The 14,515-nt window shown below is 65.8% G+C and carries 14 protein-coding genes; 8 read left to right on the top strand and 6 right to left on the bottom strand.

Going from position 1 to position 14,515, the window contains the following annotated elements:
• Nucleotides 1–11 precede the first annotated feature (11 nt).
• The gene (locus tag LZC94_13220) at nt 12–959 is read left to right on the top strand and encodes a LysR family transcriptional regulator (GenBank protein WXB18210.1); all 948 of its coding nucleotides are present in this window, start codon (nt 12–14) and stop codon (nt 957–959) included.
• Between the two features lie 37 nt (nt 960–996).
• On the opposite strand, the gene LZC94_13215 is transcribed toward LZC94_13220, so the two are convergent.
• Nucleotides 997–2,262: a DUF418 domain-containing protein gene (locus LZC94_13215; protein WXB18209.1), complete on the bottom strand. Its 1,266-nt coding sequence runs from the start codon at nt 2,260–2,262 to the stop codon at nt 997–999.
• Between the two features lie 89 nt (nt 2,263–2,351).
• On the opposite strand from LZC94_13215, the gene LZC94_13210 reads away from it, so the two are divergent.
• Nucleotides 2,352–2,981 (top strand): hypothetical protein, encoded by a 630-nt coding sequence (locus tag LZC94_13210; GenBank protein WXB18208.1) that lies wholly within the window; start codon nt 2,352–2,354, stop codon nt 2,979–2,981.
• Between the two features lie 252 nt (nt 2,982–3,233).
• Here the strand turns inward: LZC94_13210 and LZC94_13205 are convergent, their stop codons facing one another.
• The gene (locus tag LZC94_13205) at nt 3,234–3,836 is read right to left on the bottom strand and encodes an NAD(P)H-dependent oxidoreductase (protein ID WXB18207.1); all 603 of its coding nucleotides are present in this window, start codon (nt 3,834–3,836) and stop codon (nt 3,234–3,236) included.
• Nucleotides 3,837–3,937: 101 nt separating this feature from the next.
• On the opposite strand from LZC94_13205, the gene LZC94_13200 reads away from it, so the two are divergent.
• Nucleotides 3,938–4,852: a LysR family transcriptional regulator gene (locus tag LZC94_13200; GenBank protein ID WXB18206.1), complete on the top strand. Its 915-nt coding sequence runs from the start codon at nt 3,938–3,940 to the stop codon at nt 4,850–4,852.
• Between the two features lie 34 nt (nt 4,853–4,886).
• On the opposite strand, the gene LZC94_13195 is transcribed toward LZC94_13200, so the two are convergent.
• Complete coding sequence (locus LZC94_13195) at nt 4,887–7,004, bottom strand: TonB-dependent receptor plug domain-containing protein (protein ID WXB18205.1); 2,118 nt, start codon at nt 7,002–7,004, stop codon at nt 4,887–4,889.
• Nucleotides 7,005–7,055: 51 nt separating this feature from the next.
• On the opposite strand from LZC94_13195, the gene LZC94_13190 reads away from it, so the two are divergent.
• Nucleotides 7,056–8,270: an MxcI gene (locus tag LZC94_13190; protein WXB18204.1), complete on the top strand. Its 1,215-nt coding sequence runs from the start codon at nt 7,056–7,058 to the stop codon at nt 8,268–8,270.
• A 473-nt stretch (nt 8,271–8,743) separates the two neighbouring features.
• Nucleotides 8,744–9,688: a hypothetical protein gene (locus LZC94_13185; GenBank protein ID WXB18203.1), complete on the top strand. Its 945-nt coding sequence runs from the start codon at nt 8,744–8,746 to the stop codon at nt 9,686–9,688.
• Between the two features lie 121 nt (nt 9,689–9,809).
• On the opposite strand, the gene LZC94_13180 is transcribed toward LZC94_13185, so the two are convergent.
• Complete coding sequence (locus LZC94_13180; GenBank protein ID WXB18202.1) at nt 9,810–10,607, bottom strand: AraC family transcriptional regulator; 798 nt, start codon at nt 10,605–10,607, stop codon at nt 9,810–9,812.
• A 108-nt stretch (nt 10,608–10,715) separates the two neighbouring features.
• Between LZC94_13180 and LZC94_13175 the strand changes: the two genes are divergently transcribed.
• From LZC94_13175 to LZC94_13165, 3 genes are read left to right on the top strand one after another with little or no spacing between them, the layout of a single operon-like run.
• A complete protein-coding gene (locus tag LZC94_13175; GenBank protein WXB18201.1) occupies nt 10,716–11,357 on the top strand; it encodes a LysE family translocator in 642 nt (213 codons plus the stop codon).
• Between the two features lie 13 nt (nt 11,358–11,370).
• Nucleotides 11,371–11,712 carry a metalloregulator ArsR/SmtB family transcription factor gene (locus LZC94_13170; GenBank protein WXB18200.1) on the top strand — a complete coding sequence of 114 codons (342 nt, stop codon included), beginning with the start codon at nt 11,371–11,373 and terminating at the stop codon, nt 11,710–11,712.
• Entirely contained in the window at nt 11,709–12,218 is a 510-nt protein-coding gene (locus LZC94_13165) for an SRPBCC family protein (GenBank protein WXB18199.1), read from the top strand. Before LZC94_13170 ends, LZC94_13165 begins: the two co-directional genes overlap by 4 nt.
• Nucleotides 12,219–12,513: 295 nt before the next feature.
• Here LZC94_13165 and LZC94_13160 read toward each other — a convergent pair whose 3' ends face one another.
• Together LZC94_13160 and LZC94_13155 are read right to left on the bottom strand one after the other, a co-directional pair.
• A complete protein-coding gene (locus tag LZC94_13160) occupies nt 12,514–13,164 on the bottom strand; it encodes a glutathione S-transferase domain-containing protein (GenBank protein ID WXB18198.1) in 651 nt (216 codons plus the stop codon).
• A gap of 112 nt (nt 13,165–13,276) precedes the next feature.
• The gene (locus tag LZC94_13155; protein WXB18197.1) at nt 13,277–14,506 is read right to left on the bottom strand and encodes a DinB family protein; all 1,230 of its coding nucleotides are present in this window, start codon (nt 14,504–14,506) and stop codon (nt 13,277–13,279) included.
• Nucleotides 14,507–14,515: the final 9 nt, after the last annotated feature.

Below are 14,515 nucleotides of genomic sequence, written 5' to 3'. Positions count from 1 at the left end.
TCATAGTACCCATGACGAAATATCAACATTCGTCGTCGCCCGCGGACGGCCGCCTCTTGAGCGGCATCGACGCGTTCCTCGCGGTGGTTCGGTGCGGCAGCTTCATGGCGGCCGCCGAGCCCTTGGCGATGACGCAATCGGGGGTGAGCCGCGCCATCGCCCGGCTCGAGGAGCGCCTCGGTGTGCGGCTCTTCGATCGAACGTCGCGCACCATCGCCTTGACCGACGAAGGGCGCACGTTTCACGAGCGCGTGGCCCCCTTGCTCGCGGGCATCGAGGAGGCGGCGAGCGATGCGGCCGGCGCCGGCGGGCGGGTATCGGGCCGATTGCGCGTGCAGGTGGCCCCGCTCGCCGCGCACCTCGTGCTCGCCCCGCACATCGATCGCTTCATGAGCATGCACCCGCTGCTCGCCGTGGAGATCGTGGAGGACGCCGAGATGGGAGATCTCGTCGGCGGAGGCTTCGACGCGGCCATCCTCTTCGGCGAGCCCGCCCCCTCGGCCCTGGTGCACCGGCGTCTCCTCGAGACCCGCGTCCTCACGTGCGCGGCGCGCTCGTACATCGAGCGGCGCGGCCGTCCCAAACATCCGCGCGATCTCGGCGGCGGAGAGCACGAGTGCATCCTCTTTCGCGATCCCGCGACGCGCCGGCCCTTCGAGTGGGTCTTTCAACGCGGCCGGGAGATCGTCCCCGTCGACGCCAAAGGGCGCCTCGTGGTCAGCCATCCCTCGACCGCCATCGCCGCGTGCATCGCTGGTTACGGCGTCGCGCAAATGCTCGAAATTGGCGCGCGCAAGCTCGTGCGCGAGGGCGCCGTCGAGCAGCTGCTCCCCGAGTGGGCCGAGGAGCGATTCCCGTTGTACGTCTATTACCCCTCACGCCACCTGCCGCCGGCGCGCGTGCGCGCCTTCGTCGACTGGGTGGTGAGCTTGGCCCAAATCGCAGGGCGACGCGCGTGACGACGGGCGCCCTGCCTTTACGGCCCCCAGACGCGGGCTACGCGCTCAACCCCGGATCCGGCTCCTTCCGAAAGGGAGCCGCATCCCGCCGCATCGGCTGCCGCCGGCCATACGTGAGGGTGCGCCATACCCACTCCATGGGGCCCAGCCGATACCGCCGAATCCAGGCCGTGGCCATCGCCAGCTGAAACGCGAACACCAAAAGCCCGATCAGCGCCGTCTTGGCGCCTTGCACATGATGCGCGAGGCCGAGCCCCCAGCCGTAAAAGAGAAACGTCGAAATCACCGTTTGCGACAGGTACGTGGTGAGCGGCATCCGCCCGATGGGAACGAGCACGGACAGCCCGCGCCGACACCGGGCATGTTGCATCACCAGCACCACCAGCGACATGCCCATGACCACCGAGGCCAACACCGCCGCTTGATCGAAGAAGCGCACCGCCACCATCAGCGGCAGCCCCAACGTGCGCCCCATGACCGCCATGCGAACGGCGGCGCCCACCGCGGCGACCGCCAGACCGGCGAGGGCCAGCCTGCGAAACAACGGCAGATGCCCTTCACCGTGGCGCTCGAAGATGCGATGCCGCCCGGCCACGAAGCCGAGGATGAACCGTCCGCCCAGCCACGGCAGAAACCACGCGGCGCTGCCGACATGAACGGCGATGACCATGCGCAGATGCGCCGCGACGACGCGGCCATAATCCTGGCCGTAGATGGCGGCGAGCATGCCCGCCTTGGCTTGGTGCACCGTGGCCTTGCTCGCCAGGACCGCCGCTTCGATGCTGGGAATGGCCACCACCACGCGCGGCAGAATGGCCAACAAGAGCCCCAGGACCAGGAGCGTGCGCGTGCCGGCCTTGCGGCACGGAAGGAGCAAAAGCCCGGCGAGCGCATAGAGCCAAAGAATATCGCCCCACCACAGCAAAACGACATGGCCAATGCCAAACCCGAACATCACGACGAGCCTTCGCAGGTAGGTCGCCGTCGCGCCGCGCTCGTGGGTGCGGGCGCGCGCTCGCGCCAGCTGCATGGAGAAGCCGAGGCCGAACAAGATGGACATGACCGTCATCGAGCGGAGGTTCACCAAAAGGCGAAACAGCATGCCGGTGAGCGATTCGTTCAAGAAGTAATCGGGCGAGTCATCGGGCAAGTACGATGAGCCGCTGAACGACACCATGGTGTTGTCGACCAACACGACGCATAGCGCCAGCGCGCGCAGCACATCGAGCAGGGGCTCGCGCTCATCTCCGGGGGTGGGGGCGAGATCGGCCATGGTGCTGAGAATGTCGGCCTTCTGCCGCATGCGCTCCTCGAAAATGGGATTCTCGCGATTCCTGCGGGCCCCATCCAGCCCGCGGGTCTCGCCCGAGGGTGTGATAGAATCGCAAAGCCATGCGCACCGCCAGCGTGAGCACCGTCTTTTGTTTGGGGTTGGTCCTGCTTTTGGTAGGCGGATGTCCGCCGGCCTTCGACGATCTTTGCTCGGGCGCCGCGTGCGGTGTCGGCGGTGATGTCCGCGGCGATACACCTGCCGGCGATGGAGGAAACGACGCCGGCTTCGATGTCGGAGCGGATGTCGGTACGCTCACCGACGCAAGCCCGACCGATGCGGCCCAGACCGATGGCTCCTCCGCGGGCGACAGCGGGGTGAACCCCGGCATTCGTTGCGACAACGGCAACGGCCCGCCGCCGGGCGTATCGTGCTCCCCCCGAGCGCAAGTGTGTTGCATCACCACGCCCTTTCTCGGGCCTCGAACCTACCGGTGCGCGGCGACCACCGAGTGCCCGGGCTCGAGCACCGATGTTCGCGTTGCGTGCGACGAGGATCGCGATTGCTCGGGCGCGCAACGCTGCTGCGGCACCCTCGACGGAGATCGCTTTACGCGGATCACGTGCGATGCGCTCAATCGATGCCCGACGGGCCAGTTTCACCTCTGCCAGAGCGACGCGGACTGCGGCCCTGGCTCCGCCTGCACGGGGCTCGACACGGTCCACAAAATTTATCGCTATTGCAAACCCTGAGGCGCTCGCGCCAAAACCATACGAGCCCGTGATCTTCTTTTGGTGCACGAACGAGAGAATGTCGGCAATCTCGACGAATCAACGCTCCGTTCCTCGCCGGGCGAGGAATGGCACGAACAGGCAAGCGGCACACGCTCCCGACGTCTTCGCGCGAATACGGCATAGGCCCGCCGGCACACTCCAGGAACGTGTGCCAGCGGGCGCCCTTGGTGCCGCCGAAGAGACCAATCGGCGCGCGCGCCCCGCGGGGGACTACGGTGAAGGGTACGCCCAGTGGGTGCGCGCCTCCCGGAGCGCGTCGCCCCACCAACCGAGCTGCACGAGCATCGCGCTCGCCGTCTCCTTTGCATCGTCGGGGTCCATCAGGCGCCCTTCTTCGTCGAACTCCTTCCAATAGCGCGCGAAGCTCACCGAGTCGCGTACGGTGACCGCGTGCAGCTCCGCGAAGATCAACCGAAGTTGCTCGACGGCGCGCAGGCCACCGCTCGAGCCGCCGGAATACGATACGAAACCAATGGGCTTGGCCCTCCACTCTGAATAGTGCCAGTCGATCAGGCTCTTGAGCGATGCTGGAAAGCTGCGGTTGTATTCCGGTGTCACGATGACGAACGCGTCGGCCGCGGCCAAGGTCTTGCTCACGCTTGCCATTTCGGCGGGGCGCGCGTCGGTGGTAGCCATGGCCGGAGGCTCCGGCGGGAGCACGAGCGGCAACGGTGTCTCCGCCAGATCGATCACCGAAGCATGGAAGCCGCCGTACGCTTCCACCTGCTGGAGGAACCACCGCGCGACCACGGGGCCGAAACGGTTTTGCCTCACGCTACCGATGATGATCGCCAACTCGAATTTCTTGTCCATGTGCCGACGGTGGGCTCCCCGCTGCTCGCCCACAACGGCTTGCCCATGGACACACTGTTCGTAGTGGTGGACAATCGTGGAGATCACACGGAAAAACGGACATGCTCCCGGATTTGAATCAGATGGTCATCTTCGCCGCCGTACTGGACACGGGCAGCTTCACGGCGGCGGCCAAGGCGCTCGGCATCCCGAAATCGACGGTGTCGAAGCGGGTGGCGGAGCTCGAGGACCGGCTGGGCACGCGGCTCTTGAACCGCACCACGCGAAGGGTGAAGCCCACCGCCGCCGGCGCCGCCTACTACGCGCAGTGCCGGAAGATCGTGGGGGACGCGCAGGCGGCCGACCGCATCGCCGCCGAGGGCAGCGGGGCGCTGCGCGGGCTCGTGCGGGTCACCGCGCCGCGCCTACTCGAGGCCATCGTGGAGCCGGTGATGACGCGGTTTTTGGCGGAGAACGTCCATGTGTCGCTGGACCTGTTGATCACCAACCGGCGCGTCGATCTGGTGGAGGAGGGCGTCGATCTGGCCATCCGCCCGGGGGTGCTGCCCGACAGCTCGATGATCGCCCGCAGGCTCGGCGACGTCGCCCACTGCGTGAGCGCGGCCCCCGATTACCTGGCGCGCCATCCCCCGGTGACGAAGCCCTTGGATCTGCGCGAGCACGATTGCATTTCGTTCTCGAGCAAGGGCGGGCAGCGCACATGGACGTTCGAGCGCGACGGCGAGAAGATCGCGGTGCCCGTGCGCGGCCGCTACAGCGTCTCCTCGGCGGCGCTCGTGCGCCGCGCCGCGGTGGCGGGGCTCGGCGTCGCCAGCGTCCCGGAATTCATCGTGGCCGACGATCTGCTCGCGGGCCGCTTGGTGCGGATCCTGCCCGGGTGGAGCCTCGGGCGCGGGGCCGTGCAGCTCGTCTACCCCGGCGGACGCCACGCGAGCCCGAGCGTGCGCGCGCTCATCGACCGGCTCGTCTCTGCGTTTGCCGACGATCCGCCGTGGTCGCGCCGCGCGCACGTGTAGAGCGCGCGCGATCGGTGATGCGCGCGTGCGGGGCTCAAATCTCGCCCGTCATCTTCAGGTAGAAGGAGCGCCCGGGGCGCTGCAACCCGAACACATCGTAGACGCGCTCGTCGGCGACGTTCTGCACTTCGAAGGTCGTGGTGACGGTGGCGGGACCGCCGCGGAGAATGTACGAGATGCCGACGTTGTGCGTGATCTGCTTGGGGACCGATTGCTTGTACGCCGGATTGCCCTGGCTCTCCCAGCCGCGGTAGAACTCGTGAACGTACCGACCGGTATAAAAAGGCTCGATGCGGTCCGTGTTGGTCACGATGTTGCGAAATCGAAGCTCGGCGCCCCAGCTCCCGAACATCCACTGCAGATCGGGGATGCGATCGCCGTTGAACGCGCGGAACGGTCCGTCGTCGGAGACGTTTCGTTTGTCTTGGAGGGTGAAGCTGCCGTCGAGGCGCAGCCATCGACCGGGGAGCTCCCAGTAGGCCGCGTTCTCGATGCCAATCGTGCGCGCGCGGTAGATGTTTTGATAGGTGATGTATTTGTCGGTGATGAGCCGCGCGATGAGGTTCTCGCCTTCGCGGAAGAAGAAATTCACGTCGGTCGTGATGTCGCCGATGGGGGTGCGCCGCAGCTCGAGCCGAGGGCCCAGGTTGAAGTTGTGGCTTCGCTCGGGCTCGAGCTCCATGTTCGGGCGAACGAGCACACCATTGCCGAACACCTCGAAGGCGCTCGGCAGCCGGGTCGCGTACTCGTACGAAGCCTTGGCGATGAGCCATGGTGCAAAGCGAACGCGGAGCGCGTCTCCGGCGCCGAAGGTGTGGTAGCCCTTCGAAAAGTCGCGAAAGACCGTGGTCGCAGCGACCTCGCCGTCGACCTGCATGACGTAGTCCTTCGCCAGCACGATGTTCTCGACGCGATCGCCGAACCAGTGGCTCTCGTACTCCGCGCCGGTGACGATCCGAACGAGGCGCTGATCGCCCGATTGGGGATCGATGGGCAATCCCTTGTCGCGTTCCCGCTCCTCGCCCGTGCGGAACGTGGCCTGCGGCGTGACGGCGAGGTGAAGGATATGGGAGGGATGGACCTTCCAGGAGAGAACGGCGTTGCCGTAGACGTTGTTCTGCCAGAACGTCTGATCGTGCGGGACGTTCTCGATCTCGCCGGCGGGGAAGCGCCGGGTGGTGCGGCGGCCATACCAATCGTAGACCCACCCCGAGTCGTCGACGAAATCGATGGTGCGGCGGGAGACGTTCGCCGTGGCCTTTAGCTCCAGATTGCGCGCGAGCGGCTGCTCGTAGCGCACGGTGGCGCCGTAGAGCGTCTCGCCGTAGCGGGTCTCGCCATACGGCACCGTCATGACGATGTTGTTCTGCAGCTCCTTGTCGTATGTCGACGCAAAGGCTTTCAAAAGAAGCAGGCGCGCCCAGGGCCGATCGATCACCCCCACCTCGGCGAACCCGCCGACGGAGTGGTACCGATCGTGAAAACGGCGCACGCTCACGTCTTGGGTGCGCCCGCGGGGATCGGCCACCGTCACGTCCACCGGGTAATTGTTCTTCGCGTAATCGAAGTAGACGGACGCGCCCGCGATGAAGCCCGATTCGCGGTCGCGGTAGCGCCCGTCCAAGGTGATGCGCTGGGTGCCGAACGAGCCGACCTGGTAAGAGGCGCGCAAGCGCGTATCGCGCCGCTCGTCGGTGACCGCGTTGATCCCGCCGCAGAGCGCGTCGGCGCCGAAGCGCGCGGGCAGCACGCCGCGGTAAATCTCCAGGTGCCGGACGAAGTTGATGGGAACATTGGCGATGCCGAACGGGAAGCCGGCGTATTCCAAGGGCACGCCATCGAGGAAGTAGCGCAGCTGCTCCTGGATGCAGCCATTGAGCGAGACATCGGTGTTCGCGCCCAGCCCTCCCAGGCGCTGCACGGCCACGCCTTGCGTGCGCGCCAGCACCTCGCCCAAGTCGGCGCTCTGCTGTTGCGCACGCCGCATATCGACCACGGTCACGGCCTGCGCCGATTGCTGCATTTTTTGCGCGGTGGTCGGCGCCCCCTTTACCTTGACCTCGACGACGTCCGATGTTTTTTCCTGCGCAAGCGCGCCCCCCGCCCACGCCAAGCCAAGAACCGATGTAAGTGCAAAGAGGATCGGCTTCACGAGGTGTTCCTCGCTATAGCAAATGACTCTCATTTTCAATACACTAGGCGCATGGTCCGTTCTTTTCTTCGCGCATCCGTCCTGTCATCCCTTGCGTTGCTTGGCGCATGCAGCAGCAACAGCGGCGCGGGCGATCCCGTATCCACGGAGCCCGATGGAACCAAGCCGCTCTATGCGTTCCTGAGCCTGGTTTCCACGACAAAGAGCAGCCACTCCTATGTCAACTTCTACGATTCACCGGACATCACGGCGGTGAATTTCAACGGCGCGCGCGAGTTTCCGGGGTCGAGCGGCATCGACGCCGTCGGCGGCAAGCTCTTCGTCTCCAGCGGCGAGGCGCCGTTGATCATGCGATTCGGTATCACCGAGGACAAAAAGTGGAAGGACGAGGGGAACGTCAACTTCGCCAACTACGGCTCCAGCGCGGGGCTGTGGGGCAATGGGTTCGGCAGCGCGAAGGGCTACATGACCTTCAACAACGTCGACCGCGTGGTGTGGGATCCGGCCACGTTGACCATCCACGGCCGGACCACGGCCAGCGCGGACTTGGTGCGCGATCGCAACGGTCTGTTGGTGCGCGCGTCCTACGACCGCGCGTTGATCGCCCAGGGCGACCGCCTCTACTGGCCCTACTATTGGTCCGACGGTGACTACTACCACTTCGACGGCGGCTCGCAGATTGCCGTTTACGACACCGGCACCGACCAGATCCGCCGCTTGATCGACGCCCCCTGCCCCGGGCTCGACTATGCGAGCAAGGACGACGAGGGGAATCTTTATTTCAGCAATTGGGTCTTTGCCACGGCCGCCCCCGTGTTCGCGGCGGGCGCGCCCAAGACGTGCGTGGTCAAGGTCAAGGCCGGGACGGACACCGTCGATCCCAGCTTTACATTCAACTTTGCCGATGTGACGCAAGGACGCCAGGCCGCGGCCTTTCAGGTCATTGGCCGCGGGCAGGCCTTCTTTGCCGTGCTCCACGACGAGAAGATCGACAAGGCGTCTGCCCCCGATCCGAAGTCGGCCATTTATGGCAATGTTTGGCGCTTCTGGTCCTTCAACCTCGTGACCAAGGAGGCCAAGCCCATCGAGGGCATCGACACCTTCGCCGGTGGGTACCGCGCCACCGTCGTCAACGGACGCACCTTTCTTCTGCTTCCGCGCTCCGACTATGCGTCCAGCGTGACGTACGAGCTCCTGCCCGATGGCACCGCCAAGCGGCTCTTCGAGTCGTTGGGCTGGGCGTATCAGTTCATTCGCGTGCGCTGATCCGCGTTCCGGCGCGGGCGCCGTCTTGCCCCGAAAGGCGGACGTTCGGTACGGCGACGTTTGGCGCTTCTGGTCCTACGATCTCACCGCCAAGCGCCTCTTCGAGTCATTGGGCTGGGCGTGTCCGTTCATTCGCGTCCACGGATCGCGTCCTACGTCGCAATTCGCCTGCAGCTTCCCCATTCCACACCGCGTTTCCTCGGCATGAGGGCTGCAGGACAAAGATGCGTGCATCCCATTCGTCCACGAGGGTCCATCGCCATGGGTTGAGAACGGAAGGCTCCGACAACAGGCTCGTTGTGCCATCGCCACGCGCGGTCCAGCACGTGGAAGCATCCTTTCCATCGATGGAACGATCCCTTCCGCCATAGATTGCTGCGCTTGCGCCGTAGGTGACCGAGATCAGGACGGTCGCGCCCGCACACAACGTGGTGCAGCCATTGCAAAGTTGCCGTGTGAAAGGAGTTGTTCACATGGCATTCTGGCGTACGTGCTTCGCCGGGATTGCGGCCTTTGGCTCCGTGGGGATCGGATGTTCATCGAGCAGCCCCGAGGGTGCCGTTCCCGAGAATCCCAAGTTTCAAGGTGTCTACGAGGCAGCCGGCCCCGGCGCCATTCGCACCCTCGCCTTCGACGAAGGGCGCTATTTCTTATGGCGCAGTCCCTGTGGCGCGGAGGAGATATGCCGGGAGCAAGGCTCGTACAAGCTCGATGATGCGCTGACGACCCTCACCTTGACCCGAGCGACGACGGGTGCCGTTACATCGCTCCCCTTTCACGTGTCCGATCGCGCAAATCGAATCGCGCCGCAATCGCTCGACCCCTCGCAGCTCGTGGGCGGCGACGGCGAATCGCTCACGCGGGGCAGCGGGCCGCTCATCGCGCGGTTCACCGTGGACGGGCAGCCGTTCGATGGCCGGTGCACGGAGTTGCTCTCGGGGCCGAGCTCCGCGCTGCTGGCGCGCGATCCGCCCCGATGCCGGAATTACCCCGTTCGCGTCAATGGGCAGGTCCTCCAGGACGATCCGCGCGGCCGCTGGTGCGAGTTTGGCGCGTGCGGGAAATCGGAGCAAGCCAATTGCCGCGATGCCTCCCCGGCGGAGACGACCGAGCAAAAGATCTTTTCGCAGTGTGGGTCGAACGCCATCAAATGCAAACGTTGCCGGTTTCGGCACGTGGAGTGCGGCTCGCACGCGGCCTGTCTCCAACACGACAATTGCATTCGCGACAAGATGGTCCTCAACGACCATGAGAGCGTATCCATGTTTGCCGCCCTCCGCGCGTGCGACGCGGAGATCGCCGTGAGCCACTGGCCTTGGACGTGGGCCGCGTGGGCCAACGGCGGAGGGCCCCAGGATCAGTGGCTGCCGTTCCACGAGGAGATGGGCTGCGAGATCACGGACGGCCCCTGCCGATGATGATCCGCTCGAGAACGTGATGGGCCTCCGTGTCGTTGGCAAAGGTGTTTTCGATCATGCGCGATTGCGATGGCTCCGCGCCCTTTTCGAGCTTCACCCGGGCGCCGCGGAGGATCCGCGTTCACTGGAGCTCTCGCGCCGCGACCCACCGCGCCGGCGTCAGGCCGTAGGCGCTCTTGAAGCACCGCGACATATGACTCTGATCGGCGAAGCCGGCCTCGATGGAGGCGTCCGCGAGCGATAGGCCACCCTCGAGGAGCCGACGCACCCGATCGAGCCTTCGCAAGGTGCGAAACCGACTCGGGCTCGTCCCGAACAGCGCGCGGAATTGGCGGGCGATCGTCCAACGATCGAGCCCCGCGATCCGTTCGAGCTCGCGCATCGCATGACGCTCCGCCGGGCACGCGGCGATGGCCTCGCGAACGCGCGACAGCGCGACGAAATCGAGCGGCGCGCGCCGTGAGGTGAGGCAGAGGGCGGCAGGGGACGATGCCGCCATCAAACCATGGGCCACGGCGACGGCCATTTCGGTGCGCGATACATCGTCGAGCTCCGTGTCGAGATCCCATATTTCGGACGAGAACGATTCGGGGAGGGCGCGCGCGTCCACCACGGGGCTTCGAACCCGAGGAAGCGGCTTTCCCTCGAGCGCCTCTTGGACGAGGCGCGGCTCGATGTGGAGGATGGTGTATCCGAAGCCCTCGTCGGTGGCCGGATTGCCATCGTGCGTTTCATCGGGATAGAGGATGTGGCACTGGCCGGGCACGCAATGCCATTGCACGCCGCGGTAGCGGAAGGTCTGCACGCCCTTTCGGGTGATGCCAATCGCGTAGGTGTCGTGGCGGTGTGGTGAGAACCCTTGGCCTGGAAAGTAGGCCTCCGCGCGCTCGATCCCCTCCGCGTCGCCCTCGATGCGCATGCGGCTCTTCCCGCGGGCTTCCGTGGGCCGGTTGCACAATCGTTCAAGATGGCCCCTCGCGCTCTCGCGTACGGTCCTTCCCATCCGACGAAATCTACGGGAGGTCCGATGGAAAGCCAGCTCGCTTTTTTTCAAACGATCGCGCGTCCGCTCGTGGCGCTGATGTTCGCGTCCGCGGCCCTCATGGGGAGCCCGGGGCCCTCCACCGTCAGCCTCACCGCCGTGGGCGCGTCCTTTGGCGTGCGGCGATCGCTCCCCTATGCGGGCGGGCTCATCGCCGGCACCACGGCGGTGCTGCTCATGGTGGCGATTGGCGTGGTGGCGGTGGTGACCTCGATCCCCTACGCGCCGCGCGTGCTCGGCGGCCTCTCCGCCGCATACATCTTTTATTTGGCATACAGCATCGCCAAGGCGCCGCCGCTCGAAGCGCAGACTGCGCGCACGAGCGCACCCAGCTTGGCTGGCGGTTTTTTATTGGCCGTGGCCAACCCCAAAGCGTATTTGGCCATCGCCGCCGTGTTCGCGGGCACCACCGTGGCGCCGGGGCATCCCGCGCTCGACGCGATCGTCAAAATGGCGTTTCTGACCGGGATGATCGTGCTCATTCACATGGGCTGGCTGCTCTTGGGGGCTTCGCTGTCGCGGTGGCTACGGCATCCGGTGAGCTCGCGCATCATCAATCTGTCGCTGGCGGCGGTCCTGGTGGGGACCACTGTCTTGGCCTTGACACGAAGTTTCCGTAAGTTATAACTAACGGTAAGCTATGACTTACGCAGAGCGAACCCTCGACGCGCTGGGCGATCCGACCCGGCGCATGATCTTCCAACGGCTTCGCGGGCGAGCGCGCTCGGTCGGCGAAATTGCCGCGGGGATGGATGTGAGCCGCCCGGCGGTATCCCAGCATTTGAAGGTGCTGAAGGAAGCGCAGCTCGTGGTGGATCGCGCCGAGGGCACGCGGCGGCTCTACGCGGTGGATACGCGGGGGCTCGAGGCGCTGCGCAAATGGCTGGACGGGTTCTGGGACGAGGCGCTCGACGCGTTCAAACGCGCGGCCGAGCGTGAAGCCATGGATAACCAAGAAACCAAACGACGAGGTCGAACATGATGACGAATCAAGCCATTCTCCAGGGGAACGACGACGCGAGCGCGAACAGCGTGCGAAAGACCGTCATGGTCCAAGCGCCGCAGGAGATCGCCTTCCGCGTGTTCACCGAAAAACTGGGGACATGGTGGCCGCTCGGCTCGCACAAAATCGGGAAAACCAAGGCGGTGGACGCCGTGATCGAGCCCCGCCAAGGCGGCCGCTGGTACGAGCGCGGAGACGATGGCAGCACATGCACCTGGGGCAAGGTGCTCGCTTGGGAGCCGCACGCGCGCCTGGTGCTGACGTGGCAAGTCAGCGCCGACTGGCAGCCCGATCCCAACGTGCTCACCGAGGTGGAAGTTCACTTCATCGCCGAAGGGGCGGATCGCACGAGGGTCGAGCTCGAGCATCGCAACTTCGACGCCTACGGCGCACGGCAAGCCGAGCTCCGAGCCATCTTCGAGAGCGAGAACGGATGGAAGGGCGTGCTCGCCCAATTTGCCGAGCGCGCACGCGCGCGCACATAGTCGAGAGGCGCGCCGCGCGAGGTACGTATTTCCGTTTTACGCGTCGATACGATAGACGGTCTCGCGCGCCGAGGGCGCTCGGCAAAGTCGCGGCTGAACTTGGGGGTGCGCAGGCGCGCGCACATAATCTAGGTGCGCGCGCCGCGCGAGGTACGTATTTCCGTTTTACGCGTCGAAACGATAGACGGTCTCGCGCGCCGAGGGGCGCTCGGCAAAGTCGCGGCTGAACTTGGGGGTGCGCAGGCGCGCGCACATAATCTAGGTGCGCGCGCCGCGCGAGGTACGTATTTCCGTTTTACGCGTCGAAACGATAGACGGTCTCGCGCGCCGAGGGGCGCTCGGCAAAGTCGCGGCTGAACTTGGATAACTCCGGATAGGGGCCAAGCGGTAGAACGTCGCGAAACTCCAGGTGCGTGATCAGGCAAAAGAGCGTGATCTCGAGAAAGCTGAAATCGCGATCCGAGGGGAGCGCGCGCAAAAAATCGCGGGCATGGCCCTCCAGCCAGGCCATCGATCCCAACAGGCTCGTGCGCATTTTTGCGTGGTGCTTGCTCTGATCGATGCCCGAGATCTTGCCCAGGATGAGCGCGACCTCGGTCGCCATGGACTGCACGGTGAGCTCTTGCGCATTGGCGAGCACGGGCTCGTGCAGATCTTCGGGCCAGACGACGCGCGGCCGCAGGCTCGATTGACGCGCGAGCTCACGGCCGATGTTGAGGGCTCCAAACAAGAGCCCTCGATGCGTTTGGAGCGTCGGCATCCGAAGCCCAGGGTTGCCGCCGTAGTCGTCGACGTTCGACGATAGGAGATCCGGCACCACGCGAAAGTCGTACGCGACCTGCAGCTCCGCGGCGAGCATGCGCGCGACCCGCGAAAAGTGCGAGCTCGAACGGCCAAAGAGAATCGGTCGAGTAGGTGGCGTACGGGGTTCGAGCGCGGCCGACATGATGTTCCTCCGATGCGGAAAGCGGATATCCGCCTCGGTGGAGTGTTGGGCCCGTCTTGCCGCACGGCAAGGCTTGACGCGCACGGCCCGTCGCGTCCTCGATGCGCGGTCGCTAGGCCGCGCAGGGGGTCGGCTTGGCCGCGTGCGCCATTTCCTCGAGGGCGGGGATCCTTGCGTGCGATGCTCCGATGGCAACGAGCAGCTCCAGAAGCTCGGCCGCGTGCGCGCGATCGTGATCGAGCATGCGGCAGACCAAATCGGCGAGGGTGATGGGACCGACCCCCGCTTGGATGGCCGTGCGCGCCCACGCGTCGGGCGCCACCTTGGCGAGGCGCTCGAGGTTCGCCGTGCGCACGGTGGCAAAGGTGGCGATGGCGGTGCCCAGATCGCGCTCGCGGTACCGGCGGACCTTGGCCTCGTGGTCGCCGTCGAAGTCGGGCAGCTCGGGCGTGTCCTCCGCGAGCACCCGTGCAATGCGCACGGCAAAGGCTTCGCGCTCCAGATCCGCCAGGTGCCACGCGTGCTCCAGCAGGGAAAATCCGTCGCTTGGTGCTGGTCCTGGTCCTGATAAGCGCGATTGTGCCGAGGTGATGCTGTAGGCCATCTCGCGCAAGAGCGCGGGCAAGGTTCGAAGCTGGGCTTCGAGCTCCGGGGAGAGTCCGATCATCGCGGTTTCCTTTCCTGCTCTTCCTTTCTTGTGCGCGACCTCGCGAAACCTGACGGCGCGGACGAAATTCGTTTCGAGCCCCGCGCCGATGCGCCGAGCACGCTTGATGATGCGCGTCCGCCACGCATAGACGACATCGGCCGATACCTGCAGCTGTGCGGTCGCGTCATCGACCGCCTTCCCCTCGAGAAAAAGCACGCGAAGGAACTCCTGCCCCCGCGGCGAGAGCTCGCCCGCCGTGCGCAGGACCACCGCGCGCGCCATGTCCTCCTGCTCGATCCGCCGATCGAGGTTTGGCCCTGGCTGCATGTGCGCATCGAGCTGGGCCGGCTCGGTGGCCTCGTTTCTCCACGGGCTTCGTCGCCCGCTGCGCAGGATCGCGTGCACCTGGCGCTCGCAAAGCAGCCCCACGAAGCTGGAAAACGAGAGACCGCGCTCGGGCGACCAGGCGCGAAGGCTCTTGGCATCGTCCTCGAAGAGCGCCGCGAACACCTCTTGCACCATGTCCGCCACCTCCTGCCGTACGTCATGGCGCCGGGCACGCGCGCGGCGGCGCAGGAGCGCGCGTGTGACGTGCGCGCGAACGAGGGGGCTCAACTCCAGGACGAAGGCGCGGCGCGCGCGCGCGTCGCCTGCGAGAATGGGCTCGAGATCGCTCGGCCGGATCATGCTCATTCGAAGTTG

The sequence above is a fragment of the Sorangiineae bacterium MSr11954 genome, assembly GCA_037157815.1.
Lineage (GTDB): Bacteria > Myxococcota_A > Polyangia > Polyangiales > Polyangiaceae > Pendulispora > Pendulispora albinea.
The sequence above is the reverse complement of the archived record's forward strand: the minus strand, read 5'-3'. Positions and strand labels throughout refer to the sequence as shown.